This is a genomic window from Cupriavidus sp. IDO (assembly GCF_000812465.1).
Lineage (GTDB): Bacteria > Pseudomonadota > Gammaproteobacteria > Burkholderiales > Burkholderiaceae > Cupriavidus.
The window spans coordinates 29,817-44,065 of record NZ_JWMA01000034.1; the positions used below are offsets into that span (position 1 = coordinate 29,817).

Annotated in this window: 12 protein-coding genes; 2 read left to right on the forward strand and 10 right to left on the reverse strand. The window is 65.5% G+C overall.

What is annotated here, in order from left to right:
* Positions 1-5: 5 nt before the first annotated feature.
* On the forward strand, positions 6-1,511 hold the full coding sequence (locus tag RM96_RS11150) for an efflux transporter outer membrane subunit (protein ID WP_082016510.1): 1,506 nt from the start codon (positions 6-8) through the stop codon (positions 1,509-1,511).
* On the opposite strand, the gene RM96_RS11155 is transcribed toward RM96_RS11150, so the two are convergent.
* The 8 genes from RM96_RS11155 to RM96_RS11190 all read right to left on the reverse strand — a co-directional run bounded on the left by RM96_RS11155 (position 1,498) and on the right by RM96_RS11190 (position 11,329).
* On the reverse strand, positions 1,498-2,718 hold the full coding sequence (locus RM96_RS11155; protein ID WP_039010511.1) for a pyridoxal phosphate-dependent aminotransferase: 1,221 nt from the start codon (positions 2,716-2,718) through the stop codon (positions 1,498-1,500). The genes RM96_RS11150 and RM96_RS11155 overlap by 14 nt on opposite strands.
* Before the next feature lie 463 nt (positions 2,719-3,181).
* Positions 3,182-6,493 (reverse strand): pilus assembly protein, encoded by a 3,312-nt coding sequence (locus RM96_RS11160; protein ID WP_039010512.1) that lies wholly within the window; start codon positions 6,491-6,493, stop codon positions 3,182-3,184.
* A gap of 77 nt (positions 6,494-6,570) precedes the next feature.
* Positions 6,571-7,116 (reverse strand): pilus assembly PilX N-terminal domain-containing protein, encoded by a 546-nt coding sequence (locus tag RM96_RS11165; protein ID WP_039010514.1) that lies wholly within the window; start codon positions 7,114-7,116, stop codon positions 6,571-6,573.
* Positions 7,117-8,160 carry a PilW family protein gene (locus RM96_RS11170; RefSeq protein WP_039010515.1) on the reverse strand — a complete coding sequence of 348 codons (1,044 nt, stop codon included), beginning with the start codon at positions 8,158-8,160 and terminating at the stop codon, positions 7,117-7,119. It abuts the gene before it with no gap.
* Positions 8,157-8,753 carry a type IV pilus modification protein PilV gene (gene pilV / locus RM96_RS11175; protein WP_039010516.1) on the reverse strand — a complete coding sequence of 199 codons (597 nt, stop codon included), beginning with the start codon at positions 8,751-8,753 and terminating at the stop codon, positions 8,157-8,159. The genes RM96_RS11170 and pilV overlap by 4 nt, the downstream gene beginning before the upstream one ends.
* A complete protein-coding gene (locus RM96_RS11180) occupies positions 8,750-9,250 on the reverse strand; it encodes a GspH/FimT family pseudopilin (protein WP_039010656.1) in 501 nt (166 codons plus the stop codon). Before RM96_RS11180 ends, pilV begins: the two co-directional genes overlap by 4 nt.
* Positions 9,251-9,273: 23 nt before the next feature.
* Positions 9,274-9,807, reverse strand: a complete 534-nt coding sequence (locus RM96_RS11185; protein ID WP_082016511.1) for a type IV pilin protein — start codon at positions 9,805-9,807, stop codon at positions 9,274-9,276.
* 193 nt (positions 9,808-10,000) lie between these two features.
* On the reverse strand, positions 10,001-11,329 hold the full coding sequence (locus RM96_RS11190) for an aspartate aminotransferase family protein (protein WP_039010517.1): 1,329 nt from the start codon (positions 11,327-11,329) through the stop codon (positions 10,001-10,003).
* A 294-nt stretch (positions 11,330-11,623) separates the two neighbouring features.
* Here RM96_RS11190 and RM96_RS11195 point away from each other — a divergent pair, with 294 nt between their 5' ends.
* Positions 11,624-12,517, forward strand: coding sequence for a MurR/RpiR family transcriptional regulator (locus RM96_RS11195; protein WP_039010518.1), 894 nt, complete (start codon positions 11,624-11,626; stop codon positions 12,515-12,517).
* Between the two features lie 42 nt (positions 12,518-12,559).
* On the opposite strand, the gene RM96_RS11200 is transcribed toward RM96_RS11195, so the two are convergent.
* A complete protein-coding gene (locus tag RM96_RS11200) occupies positions 12,560-13,471 on the reverse strand; it encodes a glutamate/aspartate ABC transporter substrate-binding protein (RefSeq protein WP_052279456.1) in 912 nt (303 codons plus the stop codon).
* A gap of 284 nt (positions 13,472-13,755) precedes the next feature.
* On the reverse strand, positions 13,756-14,106 hold the full coding sequence (locus RM96_RS11205; RefSeq protein ID WP_039010519.1) for a hypothetical protein: 351 nt from the start codon (positions 14,104-14,106) through the stop codon (positions 13,756-13,758).
* Positions 14,107-14,249: the final 143 nt, after the last annotated feature.

Consider the following 14,249-nt stretch of genomic DNA (forward strand, 5'->3'; position numbering starts at 1 on the left):
CTGCGATGCATTCGTCCCGCATCCCCGTCGCCATCGGGGCGCTGCTTTCGGCGCTGTTCGCCGCGCTCCTGGCCGGCTGCGCGGTTGGCCCGAATTTCCACTCGCCCGAGCCGCCCGCCGATGCCGGCTATGTACCCGGTCCGCAGCCGCAATCGACCGTCGCCAGCGACATGCCCGGCAACCTGCCGCACGGACAGGCGCAGACGCTGGCAAGCGGCACCGACGTGCCCGCGCAGTGGTGGACCCTGTTCCGCAGCCAGCCGCTCGACGACACCATCCGCGCCGCGCTGGCCGACAGCCTCACACTCGCGCAGGCGCGCGCCAGGCTGCGCGAGGCGCAGCAAAACCTGTCGGCACGCACCGGCGCCACGCGCTGGCCAACGGTCGACGCCAAGCTCAATGCCACGCGCCAACAGGTCGATTTCCAGTCGCTAGGCATCTCCGCCATCCCCAGCCCCGGCCCGTTCACGCTGTATGGTGCCACCGTGCAGATCTCATACGTGCTTGACCTGTTCGGCGGCCAGCGGCGCGAGCTGGAAGGGCTGCAGGCCGCCGTGGACTATCAGCGCTATGAACTTGAAGCGGCCCGCCTCTCGCTGGCTGCCAACGTCGCCACGGCAGCGATTCGCGAGGCCGGATTGCGTGCCCAGCTGGCCGACACGGCAGCCATCGCCGACTCGCAACTGCGGCAGCTCGGCATTGCCGAAGAACGCCTGCGCGCGGGCGGCGTGGCGCAGGTCGATGTGCAGCGCCAGCGCTCCGAGCTGGCACAGACGCAGGCGCTGATCCCCGGGCTCCGGCAGCAGATCGAAGCAACCCGCCACCAGCTTGCGGTCTACGTCGGGAAGTCGCCCGCAGCCGCCGAGCTGCCCGAATTCCGCCTGGAAGACCTGCAACTTCCCGATACGCTGCCGGTCAGCCTGCCGTCCACGCTCGCCCGGCGCCGCCCGGACATCCGCGCGGCCGAGGCGCTGCTGCACCAGGCATCGGCCAACATCGGGGTGGCCACCGCCAATCTGTATCCGCAGATCACGCTGAGTGCCGGCGGCGGCACGCAGGCGACGGCGGCACGTGACCTGTTCAACAGCCTCAATGTCTGGAGCCTTGCGGCAGGACTGGTGCAACCGGTGTTCCACGGCGGCGAGCTGCTGGCGCGCAAGCGTGCGGCCGAGGCGGCGTACGAGCAGTCGTTGGCCGCCTATCAGCAGGCAGTCCTGCAGGGACTGCAGAACGTTGCCGATACCCTGCGCGCACTGGAAGCCGATGCCGCCACGCTGCGCGCGCGCGCCGACAATGCGCGCCAGGCGCGGGCCACGCTGGCCATCGTGTCGGAGCAATACCGGCTGGGCGGCGTCAGCCAGCTGACAGTGCTCGATGCCGAGCGGCAATCACGGCAGGCATCGCTCGATCTCTCGCAGGCGACCGCGAGCCGGCTGGCGGATTCGGCCGCGCTGTTGCAGGCCTTGGGCGGAGGCTGGTGGCAGGAAGACCCGCCGGTCAGCGCCCGATGAATTCGCGCAGCCGGCGCACACCCTCGTCCAGCCGCGCCGGATCGCAGGCATAACACCAGCGCACAAAGCCCTCTCCTTCATCGCCGAACGCGCTGCCGGGCGCCAGCCCGAGCCCCGCTTCGCGCACCAGCTGCTTGCACAGCGCCAGGCTGTCGGCCGCCCCAGGCAGGCGGAAGAACACGTACATGGCGCCTTCCGGTGCGTGAGCGTCAACGCCGGGCAACGCGGACAGCGCGCCGACGAGGTGGTCGCGCGCGGCACGCAGCCGCTGCACCAGCGCGCGCGTGAAGGTCTCGCCTTCACGCACCGCCGCCAGGCCGGCTTCCTGCACGAACGATGGCGCGCAGGAGGTGTTGTATTCGATCAGCTTGCCGAGATCATCGGTCATCGATGACGGCAGCACCATCCAGCCCAGCCGCCAGCCCGTCATCAGCCATGCCTTGGAGAAGGAGTTGACGTGGATGACGCGCTCTTCGCGCGAAGCGATATCGAGAAAGGACGGTGCGGGATGGCTCCCCCCACCACCGGCACCGGCAGCCTCGTCACCGTAGTAGAGGCGCTCGTAGACCTCGTCCGCAATGATCCAGATACCATGGCGGCGGCAATGGTCCAGCACGGCCAGTTGCGCGGCGCGGGGCATCACCCAGCCGGTGGGATTGTTGGGCGAATTGACCATCAGCGCCCGCGTGCCAGGCGTCAGCGCCGCCAGCAGCTTGTCGACATCGAGCACCCAGCCGTGCGGGCCGTAGTCGAGCGAGACGGTTTCCACGGCGGCACCGAGTATCTTCGGAATCTCGACCAGGTTCGGCCACAGCGGCGTCACCGCCACCACCCGGTCGCCCGGGCCGGTCACGAGCTGCGCCGCGAGCATCAGGGCATTCACGCCCGCGCTGGTGACCGCGACGTTATCCACGAGCGTGGTGCCGTGCAAGGCGCTGGCATAGTCCGCCAGTGCACTGCGCAGCGGCGCAATGCCCAGGTTGTGTGTATAGAACGTGGCCCCGTTCGCCAACGCTTCCGCCGCCGCTTCACGAATGAAATCCGGCGTGGCCTGGTCGGACTCGCCGAACCAGAACGGCAGCACATCAGGCAGGCCGATGCCGGCGTTGGCGACTTCACGGATGCGGGAGGCCCGGAGGTGGCGGACGGTGTCGCGGGCGAGGGGAGGTGCCGGGTTCGGTGGCTGGGGGCTCGGGCTGGCGGGCATGGGGGCTCCTGCGGTGCACGGTGGAACACAAAGCGTAGCGCAAAGCGACGCAGCGCGCCGGCACGGCGCCTCCGTTGGCGCGCTACCTGCGGGGGCCGTAGAGGCCTGTGCCGCCGGGCTGGTATGACGTACCGGCACCATCGTCCTGAGGCACGCCTGCCGGCTTCAGCCTGAGCCCGAAGCCGCCTTGCGCCTGCCCGTCTGGGCCTGGCCGCAACGCATACTGGTCTGAGCGAGAGGTGCGCGCGGGCTGTGCCGGGGATGCCGCAGGATTGCTGGCGCCCTGGCTCGCGCCAGGCCGTGCGGCCGGCGCTGCACTCGCGTGCCATGTGAGCAGCAACAAGAGAAGGGGGACAACCAATCTGAGGATCACGGGACGCACCACGGCCGCGAACGAGCCACGAAACCCGTATTGTGGCAGGCGCCCGAAGGCGCCGCCAGCCAATCCACGCGCAAGAGGATGCTACTTGTCGATCTGCGAGTACCAGTAAAGCCGCTTGCGCTTGCCGACACCGGCGGGCACGATCTTCTGCCCGCCAAGCGGTGAAGTATTGTTGCCGCCTCCGGGTCCGGTCTGGCTGCCGCCCCCGATCAGGACCCCGACATTGCTCGTGATACCCGTCGACCCATCCTTCACAGAAACGATTCCGAACACCGGTGACGGCGGCAGGCCGCCACCATCGAACGTCACATACCGATTGGCATTCTGCCCAAGCCCGGTCAGGAACGAAATGGAATAGCCGCGCGCGACGCCCAGATCGGGATAGCATGCGCCCGGTTTCGGCACGGAAGGCGAATTGGTGCCAAAGTACGTATAGCCGGCCACCGTCAGCGGCGCATTGACAACCTTCTCGCCGGCCCCGAGTGTCAGGTAGAAGCCCTTCTGGCTGGTCGAATCCACATACTTGGTGCTCGTTGCATCCGTCAGGCTGCTTTCGGTCAGCGCAACCCAAGTCGATGGCAGCCCTCCGGTCAGCGTGGTGTCCTTGACCATGTAGAACCGGTTGACGACGTTGTAACCGAGGCCGGCCGTGGTTGACGTGGTGTAGAGCGGATGCTCGCGGTCGCCGGTTCCCATCATGATGGCGTCGAAGTTGGCAGTGGAAACCACATCCGGCGGATAGAGGAACTTGCGCGCATTGTTGGTGCCGGCCGCGCCCCCGAGCGATGCCAGCTTGACCAGGGTCCAGTTCGCTGGCGCCGTGCCGCCGCTGGTTTCGAAATCGGCGCGCCAGACATTGCCGCCGACGTCGCCGACGTAGGCCTTGTCGATATAGCCGTCGCCATTGCGATCGACGACCGCCACATCGGAAGGAATCGCGCGTGCCAGTCCGGCCGGACTGGCGCACACTGCGCTGGTCAGGCCGGTGCAGTCGGCCAGCCGGGCCCACACCACGCTGCCTGTCAAGGCATCAAGCACGATCATCCCGCGTCCCTGCGAGTTCGTGCCCGGTGCCGGGTCGCTGTCTTCGGCGGGATCATAGCCGGCACCCATGATGAGCACCGGGTTGGTGTTGCCCTTCACGCGGATGACGCGTGGCTGCGACCAGGTCTGTCCAAGCTCCGCGATCTGCGTATTGGTGGTGGACCACAGGAATTGCGGGTTGACCGGGTCGGTCACGTCTATTGCGTAGATCAGGCGGCCGCCGCGGCGCGCGGTGATGTAGAGCACCACGCGCGGATGGAGCGGGTCGCGCAGATCCTGATAAACCGTCGTCGTGCCATCGAAGAAGTAATCACGCGGCGTGGCACCAATGCCTGCAGGCGTGCCTGACAGCTGTATTTCCGGCGTATTGGTATAGATCCGGCTCAGCTTGCCGTAGAACTCCGGCGGCACGAATCCCCACAGCTCGCCGCCCGGACGCACGCCGCCGATGCCGCTGGTCTGGTTGCCGTTGATCGCATGAAACACGCCATCGTTCGCCCCATAGAAGACCACCACATTGGTCGAGCCGCCGTAATTGACCACCACGGGCCGCGAATGCAGCACGTCGCCATGGATCGAAGGCCGGACGGTCACCGTCCCTCCCGGCCCCTGCTCTGCTTCCTTGCCTACCGGGCTGGTAGAGGTGCTGGTTGAGCCCGAACCGCTGGAGCCCTTGCCGGACGAACCCGAGCCTGAACTCGAAGATGCTGCGATCGTCGCATAGACGTCCGTGCCGCGCACCCAGTTGATCAGGTTGTTGACGTCTGCGGCCGTGCTCTTCAACGCAGCCACCCCGGCTGTACCGGTCAGCCACGTGTTCTTGGTATCGAAAGATACCAGTGCGGTGTTCGACGCGCACGCCCCACTGGCGCAAGTCAGGAGGCGGCGGGTAGTCTGGTCGGTCAGGTACTGCGCCCGCAGCATCTCGCCAGCTCCACCCTTTTCAACGATTTCACCATCCGCCAGGTCCAGCGCGCCCGAGGCACCGGACTGGCTGTTTATCCAGAAGCCTGTCGCTGGCCAGCCCGGCACCGCTCCTGTGCCATATCCGGCCGTGCCGAATGCCAATGGCGGTTCGGCACTCCAGTAGCTCTTGGCGTTCGGCGAGATAAAGCCAGTGCCGGCATTGCTGATGGCGCTTTGCTGATTCGGACCGGCGGGGCTGGAATCCAGCAGCACGATCTCGCCTTTGCTGTCGTAGCCAAGCTTGTACTGCTTGAGGTTGCCGACCCAGCGCGGCGCTGCCGACGCATCCGGGCGGAACATGCCGATATAGACCTGGTTCAGGTAGGTACCCTGGCTGTTGACGCTGACCGGCAGGCTGACGGAGGCAAACACATTGTTGACAGCCTGCATCTCGTTGAAGATCTCGAGCAGCGCGTCGGTCAACGCAGTGACATCCCCGAGCTTGACGACATAACTCTTGCCGCCGCCGTTGTTGGCCATGCTCCCGACGAAGTTCACATAGTCAGGGTTGTTGCCGTCAGTGACGGCGATCGTGTAGGTGATGACGTTCTGGTTGTTCACCTGGCTGCTGTTAACGTCGGTCTGGTACATGAACCGCGCCCACTCATCGCCCCAGTTGCTCTGGTACTGGTTGGCCTGTTTGGTCCCCGGCGGAATCGGAATCGTGATCTGCTGCTGCTGCGCTGACGTAGCGCCGGCGGCCACCAGCGCATTGATCGGGTTCTGGCCAGTGTCCTGCGGCTTGCCGTTGTTGACGGCGTTGGCAATATAGATGACGAAGTTGCGCTGGCAGGGATTGGTGATCGGCGAGGTGTACGTGGTGCCGGACAAGCCGGTCTTGCCGGCGAAGAAAGCCCAGGCCTCCTGCATGCCGCCGCCGACCTGGGAGTTGTTCGAGTTGTCCCGCTGGCGGTCAATCGTCTTGATGTAGTTCAGCATGTTGGTCGCGCCAGTGCTGTCCATCAGCGGCAGGGCCGGCGGCGGTGGCGGCGACGGCGGCGATGCGGCCGGGAACTTGAACTGCCCGCCGACGTTGGTGCCGGTACCGAACATCATCAACCCGAGATTGAGGTTCCCTAGCAGCGTCGGGCTGTTCGCCAGCGAGGTCACCGCGTTGAACAACGCACACTGTTCCGCGCCGACATCGGTGCCTGCATTGTTGGCCGATACGACGCCAGAAGTGTTGCAGGTAAAGCTGGCGCTCGCGTCCCAGGTGGAGGCATTGTCGAGCAACAGCAGGACATTCGGCTTGGTTCCCGCATTGGTCTGCAAGCCGGTGAAGAGATCGATGTCCTCTGCCAGCGCGGCGCGGTTGCCGGTCAGGGTCAGTAGGGTGAGTGCGCATACAGCATAGCGGCGAAGGCGAAGGGCCTGGTTTTGCATGCTGGGTCCTGAAAAAATGTTAGTGCGGGCGATCTTCCGGGCGCGACGCCGCGGAGCAATCTGTTGAAGTCCGGCCCTCAAGGGCACACCGAGCCTGCCGGCATGCGCACGCCAATGCCCTGGTGTACCGTAACGGCGGCATTGGTTACCCCCGAATCATTCACCGTGGCAGCGACATCCCATTGCGTGGCATTGCACAGGGAGTTGCCTGCGTCCTTGGTGGACGCGGTGATGATGCCGGTATTCTGGCTGCCGCTGCCAATAAAGCAGGAGACGTCACCGGCGTCGTTCAGGTCCAGTTGCGTGTTCTTGAGGGGCAACGCAGACGTACAGGCCGGCGCCGCCACCTGGGCGACATAGTCCGCCTTGCCATCCGCGTTCACGTCCACCGGCAGCGCCACCGCGGCTGAAGCCGGCGCAGAGGTGAAGTCATTGCTGATCACCTGCTCGATACTCTGCTGGGCCACATCACGCGCTTCCACCGTATGCTGCTGATTGGCTACCACCTTGACGTTGATCAGTCCCGAGTTGACGATGGCCAGCGCGATCAGCATGAACATGGCCAGGAAGATCAACGTGACGATCAGCGTCACCCCGGCCTGCTTGTGGCGTGTTCGTTTCACTTATTGCTCCCGTAGCCCGGCAACATTGACCAGCCGCGCAACCGCCGAGTAGACGTGACGCTTGTAGCCATCGTTGAAGGGACCGCTTGCCGTTGCGCGCCCAAGATCGTAGGTGCGGTTGTCGACCTGGCCGGCTGACAGTTGCAGGGTTCGCGCCAGCACGCTGACACGCAGCGTCGTGACATTGGCCCAGTTGTCCAGCGCCGTACTCCAGTCGTAGCCCGGCACGGCGGTGCAGGCCGCGGAATTGTTTGCGCCAGGGTCCGCCACATAGCAGTCGGCCGAGCCGTTGTTGTCCAGGTCGACGCCGTACAGCACGTGCATGTCCTGGATGCCTTGTGTCAGCGAGCGGATCTGGAAGACGCCGTTGACCAGCTCCGCCATCTTGAGGGTGGGGATGCCATCGCCACCGTTGGTGCAGAGATCGCAGGGCGACAGGTAGAAGATGCGAACGACGGCCGGGCGCAGCGGCGCCGGCACGGTGGGGTCGCACGCCTTGGTCCGCAGGTTGAATGCGACCGCGCTGGCATCAAAGACAAAGGTCGCCCCATCGTCAGGACAGGCCGATACCTGCATGTACGGCACGCCTGTGGCGGCAGCAGCCACCGTGGTAGTGGAAACGCGGCGCATGACCACCACCTCGGAGGTGGCGGCCAGATCGGGCAGGCATGGCGCGATCACGCCCGGCGCGTAGCCGGTCACGGCAAGCGGCAGGGTCACGGATGGCGACGCGGCAAAGCCCAGGGCCGCCGGCGAGGTTTCGCACGGTGCCGGCTGCGGCTGCGTAGGCTTGGCGCCCTTGGCGATGCCGCCGGATCCGAAAAAGCCCGCGAGCTCTGCGTCGCGGCGGATCAGGTCCAGCGCATAGCGGCCATTCTCGATCTGTTCGCTGGACTTGACGAACTCGGCTCGGGACACGCTGTTGGCAAAGTACAGACTGGCCAACGCCGTCAGCAGCAACAATCCGAGCGTGATACCGATCATCAGCTCGATCAGCGAGATGCCACGCTCGCGACGCAACAGCCTGTTACGCGCAGTGCTCATGACAGTACCCCGATCCTGATCTGCGTGCTGACCGTACGGCGGTACGCGTCATTCCCGTACTGACCCTGCCCGCAGGGCAGCGACGGGACCACCGTCGTGGTCAGTCCTTGCCAGGCTATGGTCACCCGGTAGATCTGATTGACCGCGTCGAGGGTCTCGATACAGCCTCGCGCACCGATCATGGCGCCAACCGCCTGGGCGCCACTGGCGCTCTGCCGGACCTCGGCACTACCTAGCAACGCGGTATTCCAGGCCAGGAGATCGGCGTTCGCCATGGCCTGCTGTGCCGCCGATCCCTGCGTGCATGCGGCCGGGGCCGCAGCACCGGTTCCGAGGCTCATGCCCGTGGCACCGTTCGCGTAGCAGGTGGCAACCTGCCGGTTAGCGTTGAGCCTGGTTGCCATGTCCTGCAGCAGCGCAATGGCCTGAACACGCTGGTACGACTCCATTTCCGTCTGGCTGGAGCGTGCGATCAGCCCTGCTGTGCCGAGCAGGGCAACCAGCAGTATCACCACTGCGATCAGCACCTCGATCAGCAGGAAGCCCCGCTGTGCGCCGGTGCGCATGGCAGCGCTCCGTTTCGCGCGTCTCATGTGCAGGCTCCCGTTGACGATGCCACGCGGCCGGTCGCGCTGATCTGCACGCAGACCGTGGAAGCATTGGATGCACCGGTGGATGGCGCCACCTGGAAAGTCAGTGCCCCACCCGTAAGGCGCCCATCGTTGCCGACGCTCAGCGTGTTGCCACCGCTGGCTACGATCGACAGGCCCTGATAGGCCCCGAAGCTGCGGACGGTTTCGGCTCCCGCCGCAACGGTCCAGCCGCCAGTCCACGCCGTGCCAGTGGCCGCCACGCTGACGGTTGCGTTGCGTTTGACGGCTTCGCTCCGTGCCAGCAGCAGGGACGACGACAGGTCCAGCGCCGCGCCCCGGACCCGCTGCTGGGCGAGCATCGATGAGAAGGACGGCGCCGCCGCGAATGCGACAATCGCGAGCACCACCACGGCGGTCATCAGCTCGATCAGGGTGAAGCCGGCGTGAGCCGGGCGTCGGCCAGGCGCAGCAGTAGCGCCACCAGCGCGGGATGCCATGAACGGTGCGCGGGCTGGCATGGTCAGTTCCAGCAGTTGGTGCCGCTGCCCGAGGCAGACTTGACGCCTGCATTGGTCAGCGTGAGGGTGCCGCACGCCGTATCGCCGCTGAGCTGAGAACCCGTCGGGGTAGCTTTGATGTTGTAGCCTGCTGGCGGTCCGGCGACGATGGCGGTCGTGACGCCGTAGTGCGACCCGACGCTGGAGGGCACGGTTGTGTACCCCAGCGTTGCCATATCGGGAGCGTAGGCGCGGTTGTCAACCAGATAACGTTCCTGCGCGCCGGAGACCTCAAGCATGAAAGCCTCGGCCGCAGCCCGGTTGGAGCGCAGGACGTAACGCGTATAGGAGGGAATTGCGACCGACGCGAGGATGGCAATGATCGCCACGGTGATCATCACTTCGATCAGCGTGAACCCATGCACCGCTCCGGCGCCGCGCAGGCGCCCGCGCCGGCATCGCATGCCGGTGGACCCAACTTCCCCAATGACCCGAAACGACAGATTGACCTGATTGACCCTTCCGTCGTGTCGCACTGCAGGGCTTCTATGTCCCATGCTCGCGCTCCAATTTTCTTTATGCTCCGGGCGACCCATTCCCGGATGCTATGGCGCGAAGTGTAAGTTACGAAATTGAAAAGCGTCAAAGTAATTGGTGGGGCTTGCGCGTCGCGTTGCGACGAGCCGACAGACAATTAGCCGTCACCCGGCGAATGCAGCCGCATAGACGTGCCGCATTCGCCTCATTCCTTCAGGCACCAGGCAGCACCGCCCGCACGGCATCGCCGAAACGCTCCACGATGCGGTCGATGTCCTGCGCCGTACAGATGAACGGTGGCGCAAACAGCACATGGTCGCCGTGCACTCCGTCGACGGTGCCACCCATCGGGTAGACCAGCAGTCCATGCTTCATGGCCGCGGCCTTGAGGCGGGCGTGGGTCTTGAGCGCCGGATCGAGCGTGGCCCTGGTGCCTTGGTCGGCCACGAACTCGACGCCGACGAACAGGCCACGGCCGCGGATGTCGCCGAGGTTCGGATGATCGCCGAGAGACTCGCGCAGGCGCGCGCGCAGTTGCTCGCCGCGGGCGCGTACGTTGGTCAGCAGGTCTTCCTCGGCAATCGTGCGTTGCACCGCCAGTGCCGCCGCGCAGGCGGTGGCGTGGCCGATGTAGGTGTGGCCGTGCTGGAAGAAGCCGCTGCCGGCGACGATCGTTTCATAGATCCGGCGCGTCGACAGCATCGCGCCGATCGGCTGGTAGCCGGCCCCGAGGCCCTTGGCGATGGTGACGATATCAGGCACCACGCCGTCTTCCTCGCAGGCGAACAGGTAGCCGGTGCGGCCCATGCCGGACATCACCTCGTCCAGGATCAGCAGCACGCCGTACTTGTCGCACACCGCGCGGATGCGCTTCAGGTAATCGCCCACCGGCGGCACCGCGCCGGCGGTGGCGCCGACCACGGTTTCCGCTACGAAAGCGGCGACGGTGTCGGGGCCCAGTTCGAGGATCTTGGCCTCCAGTTCATCGGCCAGACGTTGCGCGTATTGCTGGTCGGTCTCGCCGGCTGCCTGGTCGCGGTAGGCGTAGCACGGCGACACATGGTGCGCCGGCACCAGCAGCGGCAGGAAGGGCTCGCGGCGCCAGGCATTGCCGCCGATGGCCAGCGCGCCCAGCGTGTTGCCGTGGTAGCTCTGGCGGCGCGCGATGAAATGCCGGCGGCAGCCCTGCCCCAGTTCGACGAAGTACTGGCGGGCCAGCTTGAGCGCGGCTTCGACCGCCTCGGAGCCGCCCGAGACAAAGTAGACGTGGTCCAGGTCGCCAGGGGCAGCCTGCGCCAGCGTTTCAGCCAGCGTCTCGGACACCTCGGTCGTGAAAAACGACGTATGCGCGTAAGCGATGCTGTCCAGTTGCGCCTTGATCGCCTCGATCACGCGCGGGTGACCGTGGCCGAGGCACGAGACGGCCGCGCCGCCGGAAGCGTCCAGGTAGCGCCGGCCCTCGCTGTCAGTCAGTTCGATTCCCTTGCCGGCGACCGCCACGGGCAGTGTCTGGCGCGGATTGCGGTGGAATACGTGGGTCATGGTGATTGCCGGATTCAAAGTCTGTCGGTGAAACTGCCGCCTCGCCTTACAGCTTTCGGAGGGAAAGTCGTTATCCACGGGGGGCGGCACATAGACGGCAGTATAAGAAATCCAGCCCCCGGTTTGCAACATATGTTTCATCTAATCGGATCCGGAACCGAACGAATCTGATCATGTGAGCACCCCGCCGCAAGCTGGCGGCATCGTGATCTGGCGCACAGTCCATGCGGGCGGGTGATGCCGGGGCAAGCACAGCTGTGCAACAATCGTTACAACACCGAACCCGGAGTACCAATGCCGCCCGAGAGCACCCGTCCACCGCAAGACCTGGAGTCCTTGCTTGCGCATCTGCGCGCCAGTTTCCCCACGCTAAGCACGCAGTTCCAGAGCGGCGCGCGCTACCTGCTGGACCACCCACAGGAGGTGCCGGTGCTGTCGATGCGCAAGATTGCCGTCAGCGCCGGTGTGCAGCCGGCTACGCTGGTGCGCCTGTCGCAGCATCTCGGCTTCGAGGGCTGGCAGGGGTTGCGCGAGCTGTTTGTCGATGCCCTGCGCGGCGGTTCCCAGCCATACGCGCGGCGGGCCCGCAAGGTGGTGCGCGAGAGCGGATCCAGCCGCATGCTGGCCGAGATGCTCGACGCGCAGCATCACAACCTCGACATGATCGCGAGCAGCAACGACAAGGCGCTGACGCAGGCGGCCGAGATGCTGGCCGCGGCGGCCAGCGTGCATATCGCGGGCTTCCGCTCCTGCTTCCCGATCGCCTTCACCTTCCACTACGTCTATCGCCTCTTCCGCAGCTCGGTGCACCTGATCCGCGGCGAAGCCGGCACGCTGGAAATGGAGCTGCGCGCGCTGGCGCCGAAGGACGCGGTGGTGGTGACGAGCTTCGCGCCGTATTCGCAGGAAAGCATCCGCGTGGCCACCGCCGCGCGCGAGGCCGGCTGCAAGGTAATCGCCCTGACCGACAGCACGGTGGCGCCGATTGCGCTGGCGGCCGACTGCACGCTGCTGTTCTCGGTAGAAAGCCCGTCGTTCTTCCCGTCGATCACCGCAGGCATCGCCACGGTCGAGGCGCTGGTCGAGCAGCTGCTGGCCCGCAAGGGCAAGGGTGCCATCCGCGCGCTGGAGCAGGCCGAGGGCGAACTCCACCGGACCGGCGCCTATGTACCGGCCGAGCGGACTTAGAGCCCGTTGCATAGCGAAATGGGCTCTTAGCCTGCCCTTCGCTTACTCAAATGCTTCGTCATTCGGATTGGCGTAGGCCTTCTTCAACGGCTCGCTCATCGGCAGCTCGAAGTTGATCTGCTTGGGCGGCACCGGCGCGGCGAACCACTTCGCGTAGAGCTTGTTGATCTCGCCGCTCTTCATCAGGCCGGTCATCGCGCCGTCCACCACCTGCTTGAAGCCCGGGTCGTCCTTGCGCATCATGAATGCGTAAGCCTCGAACGACTGCGGCGTGCCGACCACTACCCACTCGGATGGGTTCGGCGCCAGCGTGCGCGCACCGGACAGCAGCACGTCGTCCATCATGAACGCCGCCACGCGGCCCGACTGCAGGATCAGGAAGGACTCGCCGTAATCCTTGGCGCTCTGGATGGTGATATTGGCCTTCTTCTCGTCATTCAGGCGGCGCAGGATGCGTTCCGAGGTGGTGCCGGCGTTAGTCACCACGGACTTGCCGGACAGGTCCGGGAAGTCGTGCACGGGGCTGCCCTTCTTCACCAGCAGCCGCGTACCGGCGACGAAGAACGTCGTCGAGAACGCCACCTGCTGCTGGCGCGACTTCAGGTTGGTGGTCACGCCGCATTCAAGGTCTACCGTGCCATTCTGCACCAGCGAGATCCGGTTCTGGGAGGTCACCGGCACCATGTGCACCTGCAGGTTCGGCGTGCCGGTCTGGCGTTTGACCTCATCCACCACGCGGTCGCAGATGTCCTGCGAAAAGCCGATGACCTTCTGGTTGCTGTCGTAGTACGAGAACGGAATCGAGGAAGTCCGGTGGCCGATGGCGATCGTGCCGGACGACTTGATCTTGCTGAGCGTCGGACTGCTGGCAACGTCCACGGCCTGTGCGGCACCGGTGCACAGGACGGTTCCCGCCAGGGTCAGGCTCAGGCAGGTGGCTTTCACGGCATTCATACGGACTCCCTTGAAGTAGCGTTCACGCGATTCGCCATCGCATTGGAAATGCTAGCCAATGAGCAACAAGTGTTCCATCATGGAATACCATGAAACATATGTATTTTTGCCGGGCACGGTGAAACAATGCGGTCACCGGGAAGGCGTTGGGCGCCGGGTTGGGGCATCGGCCCTGATGTTGTGCAGCGAAGCTTGGGAGCGTCTGCCGTACGGCAGGAAGGGCGGGAGGGGAAAACCGGACGGCGGTTGATGCCGCCATCCGTCATGAGCGCGCTACGGCAGCGCTACGGCGTGCACTTCGCCTTGTAGGCTTCCTGCAGTTCCTTGCGGGGACGGTTCCGCTGGAGTTCGGGCATCGTGCGGCCCTGCGCGGTCTCGATTCCCTGCCCGGTGGTCTTGTACTCGCGCTTGGGCGCGCCGCCGATTTGGGCCGCCAGCTCGCGGCACTCGGCGGAATCGATCTGCGCGCGGGACATCTGGCCCTCCGGGCGATATGGCGTCTCGCCTTGCTGGATGGCTTCACCAATGGCGGCCGCTGCGGGATCCTTCGACGGCCCCTGCGCATAGGCGATGCTGGCGGTCGCCAGCGCGACGGCAACGACGATACGGGAAAGGGTGCCCGGGCGGCTCGGCATGACTCACTCCTTATCTGTTATGAAACTGTAAGGTTGCAAGCTTAATCCCTGGCCGTTTCTCCCGCAGCAATATCGTTGGCAGCCGGCAGGTTCGCGCATCCCGCCGCCATCGCTGGCGCATTTGATGCGTTCTGCCCAACGCT